General features: G+C 38.4%; 11 protein-coding genes. 7 read left to right on the top strand and 4 right to left on the bottom strand.

The window, feature by feature from the left end:
• Positions 1-11 precede the first annotated feature (11 nt).
• From rimK to LVD15_RS02070, 4 genes are read left to right on the top strand one after another with little or no spacing between them, the layout of a single operon-like run.
• Positions 12-923 carry a 30S ribosomal protein S6--L-glutamate ligase gene (gene rimK / locus LVD15_RS02085; protein ID WP_233778635.1) on the top strand — a complete coding sequence of 304 codons (912 nt, stop codon included), beginning with the start codon at positions 12-14 and terminating at the stop codon, positions 921-923.
• On the top strand, positions 916-1,857 hold the full coding sequence (locus tag LVD15_RS02080) for a succinylglutamate desuccinylase/aspartoacylase family protein (protein WP_233778634.1): 942 nt from the start codon (positions 916-918) through the stop codon (positions 1,855-1,857). Before rimK ends, LVD15_RS02080 begins: the two co-directional genes overlap by 8 nt.
• 21 nt (positions 1,858-1,878) lie before the next feature.
• Complete coding sequence (locus LVD15_RS02075; RefSeq protein WP_233778633.1) at positions 1,879-4,881, top strand: P-loop NTPase family protein; 3,003 nt, start codon at positions 1,879-1,881, stop codon at positions 4,879-4,881.
• Entirely contained in the window at positions 4,881-5,852 is a 972-nt protein-coding gene (locus LVD15_RS02070; protein WP_233778632.1) for a mechanosensitive ion channel family protein, read from the top strand. Before LVD15_RS02075 ends, LVD15_RS02070 begins: the two co-directional genes overlap by 1 nt.
• Here the strand turns inward: LVD15_RS02070 and LVD15_RS02065 are convergent.
• Positions 5,844-7,526 carry a L,D-transpeptidase family protein gene (locus LVD15_RS02065; RefSeq protein WP_233778631.1) on the bottom strand — a complete coding sequence of 561 codons (1,683 nt, stop codon included), beginning with the start codon at positions 7,524-7,526 and terminating at the stop codon, positions 5,844-5,846. The genes LVD15_RS02070 and LVD15_RS02065 overlap by 9 nt on opposite strands.
• A gap of 293 nt (positions 7,527-7,819) precedes the next feature.
• Here LVD15_RS02065 and LVD15_RS02060 point away from each other — a divergent pair, with 293 nt between their 5' ends.
• The gene (locus tag LVD15_RS02060) at positions 7,820-8,560 is read left to right on the top strand and encodes a murein L,D-transpeptidase catalytic domain family protein (protein ID WP_233778630.1); all 741 of its coding nucleotides are present in this window, start codon (positions 7,820-7,822) and stop codon (positions 8,558-8,560) included.
• Positions 8,561-8,564: 4 nt separating this feature from the next.
• On the opposite strand, the gene LVD15_RS02055 is transcribed toward LVD15_RS02060, so the two are convergent.
• The 3 genes from LVD15_RS02055 to LVD15_RS02045 all read right to left on the bottom strand — a co-directional run bounded on the left by LVD15_RS02055 (position 8,565) and on the right by LVD15_RS02045 (position 12,236).
• Positions 8,565-10,157 carry a L,D-transpeptidase family protein gene (locus tag LVD15_RS02055; RefSeq protein ID WP_233778629.1) on the bottom strand — a complete coding sequence of 531 codons (1,593 nt, stop codon included), beginning with the start codon at positions 10,155-10,157 and terminating at the stop codon, positions 8,565-8,567.
• Positions 10,154-11,275, bottom strand: coding sequence for a magnesium/cobalt transporter CorA (gene corA, locus LVD15_RS02050; RefSeq protein ID WP_233778628.1), 1,122 nt, complete (start codon positions 11,273-11,275; stop codon positions 10,154-10,156). Before corA ends, LVD15_RS02055 begins: the two co-directional genes overlap by 4 nt.
• Before the next feature lie 73 nt (positions 11,276-11,348).
• On the bottom strand, positions 11,349-12,236 hold the full coding sequence (locus LVD15_RS02045; protein WP_233778627.1) for an alpha/beta hydrolase family protein: 888 nt from the start codon (positions 12,234-12,236) through the stop codon (positions 11,349-11,351).
• Between the two features lie 54 nt (positions 12,237-12,290).
• Between LVD15_RS02045 and LVD15_RS02040 the strand changes: the two genes are divergently transcribed.
• Both LVD15_RS02040 and LVD15_RS02035 read left to right on the top strand, forming a co-directional pair.
• Positions 12,291-13,265: a polyprenyl synthetase family protein gene (locus LVD15_RS02040; RefSeq protein WP_233778626.1), complete on the top strand. Its 975-nt coding sequence runs from the start codon at positions 12,291-12,293 to the stop codon at positions 13,263-13,265.
• A 71-nt stretch (positions 13,266-13,336) separates the two neighbouring features.
• Entirely contained in the window at positions 13,337-14,707 is a 1,371-nt protein-coding gene (locus tag LVD15_RS02035; RefSeq protein WP_233778625.1) for an FAD-containing oxidoreductase, read from the top strand.
• Position 14,708 lies beyond the last annotated feature (1 nt).

Below are 14,708 nucleotides of genomic sequence, written 5' to 3'. Positions count from 1 at the left end.
TAAGACTAACCATGAAAATAGGCATTCTTTCCAGAAACTCTGAGTTATATTCAACCCACCGTTTGGTAGAAGCATGTAAGGATAGAGGACATGAATCTGAAGTGATAGATCATCTGAAATGTACCATAGTGATGGAGCAAAACAAGCCATCCATTATGTATAAAGGAAGAAATTTAGATGATTTTGACGCAATTATCCCCAGAATAGGGGCCTCTGTTACTTTTTATGGTTCAGCGGTAGTGCGTCAGTTTGAGATGATGAAAGTGTTTACCGCTGTAGAATCTCAGGCTCTTATACGCTCACGAGATAAGCTGAGAAGTCTTCAGATTTTATCCAGAGCAGGTTTAGGACTTCCTAAAACAGTTTTTACTAACTACTCCAGAGAAACCGATGATATTCTTAACGCCGTGGGTGGCGCACCTGTAATTATTAAATTACTAGAAGGAACACAAGGTCTTGGGGTAGTATTGGCCGAAAATAGAAAAGCGGCAGCTTCAGTAATTGAAGCATTCCATGGGCTTAAAGCCAGGGTCATAGTGCAAGAATTTATTAAAGAGGCTGGCGGTGCAGATATTCGTGCCTTTGTGGTAGACGGTGAGGTGGTAGGAGCCATGAAAAGACAGGCTAAAGAAGGAGAATTCCGTTCTAACCTACACCGAGGAGGTACCTCTCAGGTTATTAAATTATCTCGAAAAGAAAAGACCGCAGCAGTTACAGCAGCTAAGAAAATGGGCTTAGGAGTTGCTGGTGTTGATATGTTACAATCATCTCGCGGGCCACTTATTTTAGAAGTGAACTCATCTCCAGGGCTAGAAGGTATAGAAAATGCTACCGGCCTTGATATAGCAGGTAAAATCATTGAATATTTAGAAAGAAACAGCCAAAAAAAGAGGAAGATACAAAAGGATAAGGTGAATGCATGATATAGTAATCGATGGTCATAAAGTGGCTCCAGGGCAGGAATTGCAGATCAATGCTCTTATAGCAAGACTGCCAACCAGAACGCCTATTAATATACCTGTGTTTGTGAGCAGGTCTACTAAGCCAGGGCCTACTTTATTAGTGATGGCAGGGGTGCATGGTGATGAAACCAATGGTATTGAAATTATGCGCAGGGTAATCATGAATCATTATCACAGGCCTACAAAGGGAAGTGTGATAGCGATTCCGGTTTTTAATGTGTATGGCTTTATCAACCAGTCAAGAGGTTTGCCTGATGGTAAAGATCTTAACAGGTCATTTCCAGGGTCTAAGAATGGATCTTTGGCAAGCAGGGTGGCACATTTTATGACCAGTGAAATATTACCTCAGGTAGATTTCGGAATAGATTTTCATACAGGAGGGGCAAGTCATAATAACTTCCCTCAAGTGAGAGGAGTCTTTAATACAGTTAAAGAAATGGATCTGGCCAAAGCCTTTGGAGCTCCATTTATCATAGAATCTCCTTTTAGAGATAAATCATTAAGAAAAACAGCCGCCAAAGCGGGAAAATCTATCTTGGTTTTTGAAGGTGGAGAAACACTTCGTCTCAGAAAGCAGGTAATAGATATGGGTGTGAATGGATTGCTTAGAGTAATGAAATACCTGGGCATGAGAGAAAAAGCACCTGCTATAGAAAAGGAATCGGTGTTTTTGAAAACTTCTACTTGGGTAAGGGCTAAGCATGCGGGGCTGCATCATGCTGACGTGCGTAATGGTAGCAAAGTAGAGAAAAATCAAATCATAGGCCTTATTACAGATCCTTATGGCCAGTTCGAGAAAAGTATAAAATCGCCTATCAATGGATATGTTATAGGTATTAATAATTATCCGGTAGTGAACATGGGCGATGCGCTGCTTCACATAGGTAGCGAATGAATAATTTTTTATATTGCGTGAATGAATTCCGAGCTTCAAGAGCAATACCATAGAGCCAAGGCAATTGTTGAAAAGCAATTTCTAGAGGTTTTACATCGTGATATTGATGTTCAGATCACTTTTCTGAAACAGGTGCGGGCTTTGCAGCAAGACATCCTTGAGGGAGGTATAGCGCCAGATAATTTTGAATCATCACTCTTACTGATCAAAGACTATAAATCTAGTTTAGTAAAGCTGGTTGAAAGCCGATTTTCAGAACCCGAAGTGGTCAATTTTGATGTTGACTTTCTGCTTTTTAACCAGGAGGTGAATGATCTTATAGAGGATTTAGAGGAAGATATTACCCGGCCACAAGAGCAGGAAAGGTTTTATAAAACTCAGGGTGATTCTCGTTTTCTGAGAACAAGAAAGTGGTTCAAAAGGCGGTTCTACGCCGTGTCTAAATCTCCTGAGAAATTTCTTAATGTATTTAGAAAGCTTTTTAAAAAGCCTGTTAAGCCTTTAAGACCCTGGGTACATCATGTTCGTTTAAAGAATCTGGCAAGCTTTCATTTCGGAGGTTCATTGCCTCTGCTTTTGCTTCCGGTTATAGCTAAAATTGATCGTAGAGTAAGTCATTCTACCAGAGTAGCATGGCAGATAGATGAGGAGATAGAGAAAGCCTGTAAGCAGTATGTGCAGTCCTCAGAGCATGAGTTTGAAGTAGAAGAGAATATTTTACATCCTCTGGATCAGGCGATACATAACCTGGAGGAATTCAAAAAGGAAATAGAAGACTTTGCCATAGAAGCCTTTGAAAAGCTTTTTAATGATTATGAAAATGCCTACCTCAAAGTAGGGACTATGGAGCTTTCTAACTCTCAGTACAGTCATAAGAAGATTGAAAGCCTGCATGAGCGTTTGCTAAAACAGTACAAGTCTGATCAGCAAGGCTGGCTCAATACCTTTACCGCACTGTCTGATGATTGGGAGATAGACCTGGAATTATACTTCATTCAGTACGCAGGCCTCACAGAATATCATCAGGCATTTAATCAGCTTAAGCATAGGGTAGAAAAAGTAATTGGAGGTCAATTGGAAAAGGTTACAGCCTACCTGGAAAAGGTAAAAGAAAGACTAGCCAGTGCTTCTGATGATGGTAATCAACTAAAGACCTTAATTCGTAAGGAGATAACAGCTCTTCGAGAAGAGCTTTCTGAAAAGACTTTGGTAGAAACCAATGAGCTGATCCTCAAACAAGACTTGCCTTCTTTAGTAAATAGTGTGGATTATAGAATTGACAGATTGATTGCTTCTGTATCAGAAAAACGAGCCATTGTAAAGGGCGCTGACTATGATCAACCTATTAAGGCTTCTGCTATTAACTATATCTCGCCTTTTGAACTTATTCATTTTGAATCATGGCCTCAGCTATTAAAAGTAATAAGAGCGGTTAAGGTGAAGCTTACTGAGCAGCTCAGCCAAACCCAGAATGAAATTATAGGGGTGGGACAAATTGCAGAGTTTAATCTGGAGTCTGCGCTATCATTATTTGGTGGTGATGATAAAGAAAATAAGCCTAAGAATATAGCCATTCAGGGTATTGATAGAACGGCAGAAAAAATAATATCAATAGAAGAAAGCTTAAAATCATTTGAGCAGGAGATTGATAAACAGCTATATGAGGGGTTATATAAGTTTAATGAAGGCCTCACGCGTTTCACTAATAATGAGAATATTTATGATATCCGGGTTAGGATAGCCAAGGGTAAGGCACTGCAAAAGAGTAAGGTCCTAAAAGAGGAACTGGTTCATAGAATTAAGAATTTAGCGCCTGCCGTCATTTCTTTTGTGAGATTAAAGTATGAGCATATTCACTTGCTCATTAATAAAACCTATAAAAGGTATGGCTTATCCAGTCAGGATTCTATTTCTGCGGAGTTGGCTGATTTTCTGGCTGAAACCAGAAGTGCCATAGAGAAGCTTCCTTTTGTGTATCAAAGGCTTTTTAAACTTGAGCCGTTGGCTGATATCAACTTTTTTGAGGGACGCGCCGAGGAAATGAGGACTTTGAATACGGCTTATAATAATTGGATGAAGGGCCGCTTTGCAGCATCAGTGCTCATAGGAGAAAAGGGGAGTGGAGCCACCACTTTACTCAACTTTTATCTCAAAGATTTAGGCACCAGCAGCACGGTTTATAGAATTAGTCCTTCTGATACAATTCATAATTTAGATGAGTTGATCAGTTGCTTTGCGGAGGCGTTTAAAGAGGAGTTTAGAACCGAGGAGGAGTTAATTACTTTCTTAAATGCAAAGAAAAAGATTGTAGTGCTGGAAAATATTCAAAAGCTATATCTAAAGAAGGTAAGAGGCTTTGATACCCTGCGTAAGCTTATGGAGATAATAGCCATGACTAACGAAAAAGTTTTTTGGGTATGCTCTTGCACTAAATATTCATGGAATTATCTAGATAAAACTATCAATCTGTCTGACCATTTTAGTTATCATATTTCATTAAATGACATGAGTGATGCCTCTATCATTAGCTTAATAGATAAGAGGCACCGCGTGAGTGGTTATAATCTGAAATATGAACCTTCAGGTAATGAACTCAATAACAAAAAGTTTAAAAGGCTTCCTGAAAATGAGCAGCAGCAGTTTTTGAGAGAAAGGTATTTTCATTCTTTAAATAATATTGCGAAGAGCAATGTGAGCTTAGCTTTAGTCTATTGGCTTCGTTCTACGAGGCAAATTGAAGGGAATACTATCTTTATCGGCTCTTTAAATGAAAATGATTTTTCTTTTATGAAGGGCTTGTCTTTGGATAAAACCTTTGCTCTGGCTAATATTATTTTACATGATGGCATTACAGAGGAGGAATACAGTAATATCAGTCATGCATCGGTAAGCAAAGTGAGGTCAGTGCTTTATCCTTTATATGAAGATGGAGTGCTGATAAAAGAAGAGAAAAAGTATTTTATAAATCCGTTATTGTACAGGCATACGCTGGACTTATTAAAGTCTAAAAATATTATTCATTAGTGAAAAAGGTTATAGGCATATTAGTTTTGATGCTGGTGTTGAGTGCTGGCTATGCACAAACAGACTCTGTGAAAGATACTGCCATAGTAGTAGTGCAGGTAGATTCTTCAGCTCTGGGGGAGACTAAAATAGATACATTAACTCAAAAGGAAGGTGAAAATCTGATTGACGGTCTTAAAGATCATGCACCATCACTTACTGAAATCGTATCAGTGGGTAAAGTGTTTTGGGCTATTATTTTTCTTATTGTAGGCTATTTTGTTACCCGTTTTTTTGGTTCTATTCTGGAGAGAATGGCCGAAAAGAGTACCAATTATAGGATTACTATCAAAGGCCTTATTCCTGTAATAAAAATATCTATATGGATAGCCGTGCTATTAGTTATTATTGTAGGTATTTTTCATCCTCCAGTAGATGGCCTCATTGCGGCTACGGCATCAATTGGTATAGCGGTTGGTTTTGCGGCTCAGGATATTTTAAAGAATATTTTCGGAGGAGTAATGATTTTATTTGACAGGCCTTTTCAGGTAGGAGATAAAATTGAAATAGGTGAATATTATGGAGAAGTGCTAGAAATAGGTCTTCGGTCTACCAGAATAGTAACTCCTGATGATTCCTTGGTGAGTGTACCTAATGGTGAGCTCATGAATAAGTCTGTATCTAACTCTAACACTGGCGAGGCTAACTGCCAGGTAGTAGCAGAAATTTATCTTCCTATCACCGTTAATACTGATGAAGTAAGAAAGATAGCTATGGAAGCAGCTCAGACTTCTAAGTTTGTGTACCTTAATAAACCAGTGGCAGTACTTTTCTTTAATGAAGTAAAAGAGCGCAGGTCATATCTTAAAATGAGGCTTAAAGCCTATGTGGCAGACATTAGATATGAATTTGCCTTTAAAAGTGATATGACTGAGATAGTAATGAGGGAGCTCCTAAGTCAAAAGGTGATTTCACCTGATGACTTAAAATAGACTCACTATCTTTTGCTTTTGCATGTCTCTTAGCTTTACTAACTGGATATCATCAATGTTATAAATATCCTTTCTGAAATTAACTAGACCGGTTTTATCTACCCAACAGGTTCTATAAACTAAGAATACTGGTATTTCTTCATTTAAAGAAATGGTGGCGGGCTCGCCTTTCTCCATGTATTCTCTTACTTTTTTATTATCCCAATTTTGGTCTTTAAGTAAATATTCTGCCAGTACATCTGGTTGTTCTAACCTTACGCATCCATGGCTGAAAGCTCTTTTATCGCGGGTGAAAAGGTAATCAGATGGCGTGTCATGAAGGTAAATGCTTCTGTCATTAGTTAAAGGAAATTTTACTAATCCCAGGGCATTAGATCTGCCAGGTTTTTGTACTACTCTCAGATTACTCACATTTACTTCATCCCAGTTAACAGAAGTTGGATCTATTGGAGCGGTAGAGTTCCAGCCCTCATAAAGCTCATATCCATTTCTGGTTAAATAAGTGGAATCCGTTTTCATGCGGTGAAGCATTTCATTTTGTATAATCTTTTTAGGAATAGTCCATGTAGGGCTAAATACTAAGTGGGTTAATCGGTCAGTTAAAACAGGTGTGGCGTGGTCAGTTTCTCCAGTTATCACACGCATATGTACAGGCGTGTCACCATCATCAAACACAAATAATTCATAGGCCGGTATATTCACATAAATGAACTTATTGCCCAAGTTACTAGGCATCCAGCGCATTCTTTCTAAGTTGAGTTTTATCTGATCTATTCTTGATTGTAGAGGAATGTTCATTACTTGTACGGTTCCTTTTCCTACTATACCATCTGTAGTAAGCCCATTTCTGCTTTGAAATCTTTTTACAGCAGACTCTAAGGCCTCACTGAAATAGATGCTGTCTTTCTTTAATTCTTCCTCTGCCAGGTCATTAGAGAACACTAGTCTTTGCTTAAGTTGAGGAATTAAAACACTGCTATCTCCCAGTCTCAGATTCGTTTTTTCCGGTAATGTGCTCCATTCTCCGTTTACCTGAATTGCCTTATAAAAGGCTAAGGCTTTTTGTAATGATTCGTAGTTTTCATTTTTAGGAGCCATCTCTTTCAAGGCTTTTTGAATATCGTCTTGATAAAGCTCATGAGCTACAGGTTCGGGAGCATACTCAGAACTCCATAATTTATCTATTTGTATTGGTTTAATTCTACCATTTTTTAAATGATAGCCATATGAAAGGTAAGCTATTGATAGGCGGACATCAAGTTGCATCAGTTCAAAGGCATTAACCGGTTTTTTAGAGAAAACCTGTTGTTCATAATTAATGAGTTTAGAAATATTATAATCTTCTGAATTTAAACCATGAGCCGAAGCATTGAGTAATTCGGCCTGAAGTATTTTTATTTTAGGAGATGGTCCATCGTAAGATAGCCAAAACAGCTTATGATCGTTCAATTGATAGAAACTGTCAACTTCTTGTTTCACCTCTTCCCTATGGATATTATCCGGTATGTAGTGAGCAGTAGTTAAAGTGTCTAAAAACAGTTGTATGTAAGATTTTAGAGCTGAATTGGGAAGTTTAGTCAGGTTACCTTCAGCCGGTTCTACTGTATACTTGAAGGTGTCGTTAGGGTCATGATTTATTAGACCTTTCGACTCAAGTTGTGAGGTTCTTTTCATAGTGTTATTACACTGGGTGAATAACACAGATGATAGTAAGAGAATTAATAGCTTTAGGTATCTATAGAACATAACTTATATATCAGTTTTACGATTTTATATAAGTAAATGTTATGCCAGACTGCCATAAGGGAGTTTTTTAGCTGTATAGCCGGTTGTAAATGAAGCGTCATGTGCAACTTTTTTCCCGACCTGAGAATTTTTTTTACAAGTCGGAAATTATTTTGCACGCTGGTTCGTTCCTCATCTGGACATCAAAGAAGTATCAGTTTTAACCTTTTAAACATTAGTTAATGATAAGAAGAACTATCCTCTCTTTTTTAATAGTTGTGCTTGTTCCTTATTCTAGTCTTTTCGCTAACATTCCGGTATCTGAAAAAAGTAAAGCTCTGGCGAGCTATATCGAGAATAACTATGCGCTGCTTAAAACCACTGGCCCTAAACCTGAGTATGAACTCTTCAAAAAAGGATTGATTGGTTATCTGAATTTAAAAAAGCAAAATAAACTTTCTGAAAGTGGTTTGCTTACTCTCATTGACTTTCGAATGTCTTCTAATAAAAAGCGTCTATGGATTATTGATCTTAAAACTCACGAGGTCCTTTATCATACTTTAGTAGCCCATGGTAGAAACAGTGGTAATGAGTTTGCCAAGAAGTTTTCTAATGTGCCTAACTCTAACACTAGTAGCTTGGGTTTTTATGTAACAGGTGAAACTTATTCAGGCAAGCATGGCCTTTCTTTGAGATTAGATGGTGTAGAAGCTGGTTTTAATAATAATGCCAGAGATAGAGCCATCGTAATGCACGGAGCTAATTATGTAGATAAATCTTTCACTAAGAATTATGGAAGATTAGGTCGCAGTTTTGGTTGTCCTTCTATCCCAATGGGGCTGAGAGAAGAGATTATTCCTTTGATAGCTGAAAAAAGCTGCCTATTTATTTATTATCCGGATAATGAATATCTTCAAAATTCTAACTTAATAAATGAAGAAGTAGCCTACGAAGCCATTCACTCCGTAAGCTACCTATTATAAAATATTATAAAGATGGAGGGTCTTGAGTTAAGGCCTTCCATACTGCATCATCTCTGTTGTAAATATCTGTCCTGAAGTTTACAATTCCATTATCATCAACAAAGGCCGTCCAATATAGCAGGTGAATCATAATGTCTCTTTTGATCATTACAGTATAGTTCTTAGAGGTTTTTAGGATGTTGTCTACTCTGTTTTCATCCCAGGCATCATTACCGTTATTTAGTATATATACAGCCATTTCTTTAGGTCTTGAAAGGCGAATGCAGCCAGAGCTCAAAGCGCGATCAGTATTAGCAAAAAGCTCTCTGTGATTGGTGTCATGCATATAAACATTGTAAGGATTAGGGAAAATAAATTTCACTATGCCTAATGCGTTATTAGGCCCAGGATCTTGCCTTAGCTGATAAGGGAAATTAGACGCTGTAGTGGAGGCCCAGTTAATAGTAGCAGGATCAATAATGGTTTCTCCGCTAACTACTTTTATGTTGAGGTAATTGAGGTAGTTTCTGTTTTTTCTTACCGCAGGTAATATGTCTTGCGAAAGTATAGTGGGAGGCACAGTCCAATAAGGATTAAAGACCAGGTATCTGAGCTTTTCACTAAAAACAGGTGTTTTACGGTAAGGCTTGCCTACCACCACATTCATAGTAAGCATAGTTTTTCCGTCTTTTACCGCATGAAGCTCATAATTAGCAATATTTACAATAATGTGCTCCTTGCCTAAATCAGTTGGCAGCCAGCGACAACGCTCTAAATTAACGGTTATCTTTTTTATTTTGCTTTCTAAGGTCTCATTCAAAGCTCCCAGAGTACCCTTCCCGATGGCTCCATCAGTAGCCAGACCATTCCTCTTTTGAAATTCTTTTACGGATACAGCCAGTGCTTCATCATAAATTTTAAGTGTAGAATCTGGAGCTATTGGTGGTTCATAGTAACTGGTAAATGCCAGGCGAGCTCTAAGTTGTAATATGCGATCATCTTTATCTCCAGGCTTTAAAGTTTCTCCTGGGTTGATAAGAGGCCATGTGCCCTTAGTTTTCATTTGTTCGTATTCCGCCAGGGCCTGTTTTAATCTTAGGTAGGTTTCATATTTTGGCTTTACATTGTTGATAGTTTTGGCTACTTCAACTTCAGCTAGTGCATGGGTTAGCGTCTGTTTTAGGTCTATTTCTTTAGTGCTACTTTTCCATTCAGGGTCTATACTGGTAGCGTTAACCTTGCCTATTAGCAGGTGAGAGGTAAGTAGGAAATAGGCATCTGTAAGCATTATATCTATTAGTGGCGTGACGGAATTGGCGCCTTCCACATGCTTAAGAAAATAACTCAGGTGATAGTCTTCCGGATTTAGGCCGTCTTCATGAACTAGCTTAATTTGCTCTATGAGTTCAGCAATGCTGTCGTCGTTATCCCAGGCGGGTTCAAAGCCCCGATCCATATAAAAATCAGGGATAGACTTTTTGCAGAAGATAGGCTGGTCGTCAATTTTGAAAGACTTACCTTCTATCCATCTTCTTATTTCTTCGCTAGGCTCAACTGGCAGCGCAAAGAGCTGATTAACGGTTGCTATTAAAATCAGCACAAAAAAGGCTCTTTTCATATCCAGTCTTTCCGCTTAAAATAGATAATCATAGCTATAAAAATGGCTATCATGATTCCCCAGGTATAGAAATAGCCGTATTTGAGGTGGAGCTCCGGCATATTCTCGAAATTCATGCCGTAGATGCCTGCAATAAAAGTAAGTGGAATGAAAATGGTAGCTATGATAGTAAGCACTTTCATCACTTCGTTCATTTTATTGCTAATGCTAGTCATATACATGTCCATTAAACTGGTGGTAAGATCCCGGTAAGTTTCTATGGTTTCTATTACATGTATAGTATGATCATACACATCAGAAAAGAAGGTAATGGTATCTGGGTTTATCAGGGCATATTCACCTTTTATTATTTTGCTTAGAGACTCTCTAAGTGGGTAAACTGATTTCCTGAGAAATATAAGTTCCTTCTTTAGCTTTTGAATTTGCTTGAGTGTGTCATTAGTAGGTTCCAGATATACTTCGTCTTCCAGCTCTTCTATTTTTTCTCCTACCTGCTCTAGCACTATGTAGTAGCTGTCTACCACGGTATCTATAAGTCTATAGAAAAGGTAATCAGCTCCTTTTTTTCTAGCTCGTGTTACACTGGCAATATTGTCTTGTCTTAACCTGCTGCGTAAGCCATCAAAGAGATCGCCTTCTTTTTCTTGAAACGACAGTAAATAATTCTTGCCTAGCACAAAGCTGATTTGCTCATAATTAATGACGCTGCCATCATCATTCTCTTCTTCCTGAATGGAATGCAAAGTTTTTAGAGTGAAAAACAGGTGGTTTTCATAATCGTCAGTTTTAGGCCTTTGACCTGGGTTAAGAATGTCTTCCAGCAAAAGAGGGTGTAGTCCAAAATGTTCTCCAATATTCTCTATCAGTTCAATATTATGAAGTCCATCGATGTTGAGCCAATTTACTCGGGCATCATTCGTGTGTGGCAGTACCGTTTTGATGTCTTTACCAGTAAATTCTTGTATTTCTTTTTCATTATAAGAAATAAGATCGATTTCTGACTTATTGGTAAGCTTACTACCGGTGTATATGAGCGTGCCGGGAGGTAAACCCGCCTTTTGCTTAGAGTTTCTTATGCCTATTAGTTTAGACAATTTTGAAATACGTGTTAAATTCATGCTTGTTAGGCTTATGCTTTAATAATGAAAACTGTGGGGTAAAGGTTTAGGTGCTAGTTTTCATCAGGAGCGCTTAGTTATGTTCAAGTTCAGAATTTTTAATGGCTTTGAAAAATTCAAGTGTCCTTAAAAAGGCTTTCTGAGCATCTTCCGGTAAATCATCTCCGTTATAAGGATGTGAGCCTCCTAAAACATGATCAGCATCTTCAATAAGGAATAATTCACTGTTAGGGTTTAACTCATGCAGCATAAGCGCATCTCTGTGTTCTACGGTTTCGTCATTAGTGCCATGTACAATAAGTTGCGGAATATTCAGTTTTTTGGCAGCATTCGAAATGGTGAACCTCTCCTCATGGGCCAGAAAATCTTCTACTATTTGGTAATCCATAGGCATTTCTTGCTTGGTGCGGCTGTTAGTAATGTAGAATACCTTGTCTTTTTTCCATTGGTCCAGCACCTGCTGTGGCCAGCGCATTTTTATGTCTGCAATAGAAGCCCAGGTAGCAAGGCCTGTCACTCTTTCATCTTCTGCAGCTTTTAATATAGAAATGCCACCACCACGGCTATGACCCATTAAATAAATGGCATTGAGATCAATTTCGCTGGTAGGTACTTCACATTCATCAGAATGGAAATAGTCTATTACACTCTTAATGTCATCTAGCTCTATCGTAAAATTGTTCTGAGAAAAGGCTTCCAGATCAGCGAAATCGGTTGGGTTTTCTGGGGTAGTACCATTATGTGAAAGGTTGAATTTGGCGAAAACAAATTCATTTTTAGAAAATTTTTCTGATAAAATGTTGAAATAACCCCAATCTTTAAAACCTTTGAAGCCGTGAATAAATATTATTAAAGGTTTTTTGCTGTTATTTGATATATATCTAACATCAACTAATATTTTTGCAGCTTTGTGTTCACCAGGTATTAGAATATTATCTTTCAATTTTAACGAGTTGGTCATATTATATTTTGATTAGGTGTTTTGTGTCATTAATATTGTAGCTCATTAGTCCACATGGCTTTAAAACTACGTGATATCCAGTCCCCAATAGCTTCAGAGATGGAGGAATTTGAAAAAAAATTCCGAGCCTCTATGAAGACCAAAGTGTTGTTGCTCGACAAAATAATGAGTTACATCGTAAAGCGCAAAGGTAAGCAGATGCGGCCTATGTTTGTGTTTCTTACGGCAGGCACTTGCGGAAATATTGATGAGGCCACCTACCGAGGAGCGTCTTTAATTGAATTATTACACACCGCCACTCTTGTGCATGATGATGTAGTAGATGATGCTAATTACCGTCGTGGATTTTTCTCTGTAAATGCTTTATGGAAAAATAAGATAGCCGTACTTGTTGGTGATTATTTACTGAGCCGAGGGTTATTGCTTTCTATTGATAATGGAGATTATCATTTATTGAAAATAGTATCTCAGGCAGTAAAGCTAATGAGTGAGGGTGAGCTTCTGCAAATGGAGAAAGCACGCAAGCTGGATATTACAGAGGAGGTTTATTATGAGATCATCAGGCAGAAAACCGCTTCACTTATCGCTTCATGTTGTGCGGTGGGGGCAGCATCAGTGCAAGATAATGCTGAGGTAGTAGAGAAAATGCATGCTTTTGGCGAAAAAGTAGGTATGGCGTTTCAGATTAAAGATGATCTTTTTGATTATGGTGAGGATGAGGTAGGTAAGCCCCTTGGAATTGATATCCGAGAGAAAAAAATGACCCTTCCATTAATTCATGCTCTGCAAAAGGCCTCTTGGTTAGAAAGAAAACGTGTACTCAATCTGGTAAGAAACCATAATGATAACACCAAGAAGATCAACGAGATCATTGATTTTGTAAAGACCTCAGGCGGATTAGAATATGCTCAGACCGTGATGATGAGGTACTACGAGGAAGCAGTGGCCATTCTAGATGATTTTGCTGATACGCCTTATAAAACATCATTAAAAAACCTGGTTCAGTTTACTATAGAGCGCAATAAATAAGCGCGATCCCTTTCGTATTTAAACAAAATTGCTGTGATAGGTGTAGTATTCTATAATTTGAATAGAATATTATGACTCACTTTGATGCGATAATTATTGGGGCAGGCCAGGCAGGCCCTCCTTTAGCCTCCAGGTTAGCATCTGAAGGGTATAAAGTAGCTATTGTAGAAAGAAAATTCTTTGGTGGTACCTGTGTTAATACAGGCTGTACTCCTACCGAGGCTATGGTAGCCAGTGCTAAAGTTGCTCATACCGTAAAACATGCTTCAACTCATGGAGTAATTGGTGCTTCTAATTTCAAGATAGATTTCGATCAGGTAAAGAAAAGGCGTGACGAGATAGTGATGCAATCCCGAGAAGGGATAGAAACCTGGATGGAAGAAGATGAGAATATCACTGTATTTAGAGGCCAAGCTCATTTTATTAATAATAAGGCACTTCAAATTAATGATGAGGAAATAGACGCAGAGAAGATTTTTATAAATGTAGGAGGTAGAGCGCGTATAGCTGATCATGAAGAAGGACTAGAATATCTTACTAATTCTACCATCATGAATCTGGCTGAGCTGCCAGAGCATTTAGTAATTATCGGAGGTAGTTATGTGGGGGTGGAGTTTGCTCAGATGTTCAGGAGGTTTGGTAGTAAAGTAACTATTATAGAAAAAGGCGAATATCTTCTTAGTAGAGAAGATCAGGATGTTTCTGAAAATGTGAGACAAATTCTTGAGAAAGAAGGAATTCATGTTCGTACGCAGGCGGAATGTATTTATGCTAAGTCCTCTGAGGAAGATGGTGTGGAGGTGGAAATTAATTGTACTGATGGTGAGCCGGCTGTATCAGGAAGTCATGTGCTTTACGCCATAGGTAGAATTCCTAATACTGATGATCTGGGGCTGGAGAATACTGATATTGAGTTAGATGAACAGGGTTATATAAAAACTGATGAATGTTTAGCTACCACTGTAGGTGGCGTTTGGGCTTTGGGAGATTGTAACGGCAAGGGAGCTTTTACTCACACTGCTTATAATGACTTTGAAATAGTGGAGGATCACCTGTTAAATGGAGGCACCAGAAAGGTCTCTGATAGAATCGCCTGTTATGCGCTATATATGGATCCGCCACTAGCTCGTGTAGGAATGACCGAAAAGGAAGTAAAAGAAAAGGGTATCAAGGCCTTGAAAGCTGAAATGCCGATGAACAAGGTGGCCAGAGCAAAAGAAAAAGGAGAGTCAGAAGGCTTTATGAAAGTGATAGTAGATGCTGAATCCCATTTGATTCTCGGAGCCTCAATTCTTGGGGTAGGAGGCGATGAAATAATCCATTCTATTATTGATGTGATGTATGCTAAGCAGCCTTATGAAGTGATAAAAAATGCTGTGCACATACACCCAACTGTGTCAGAACTGATACCAACTATGTTGGCTGATCTAAAAGAGATATAAA

The organism is Fulvivirga maritima (assembly GCF_021389955.1).
Classification (GTDB): domain Bacteria; phylum Bacteroidota; class Bacteroidia; order Cytophagales; family Cyclobacteriaceae; genus Fulvivirga; species Fulvivirga maritima.
This window is presented reverse-complemented; position numbering and strand designations above follow the sequence as displayed.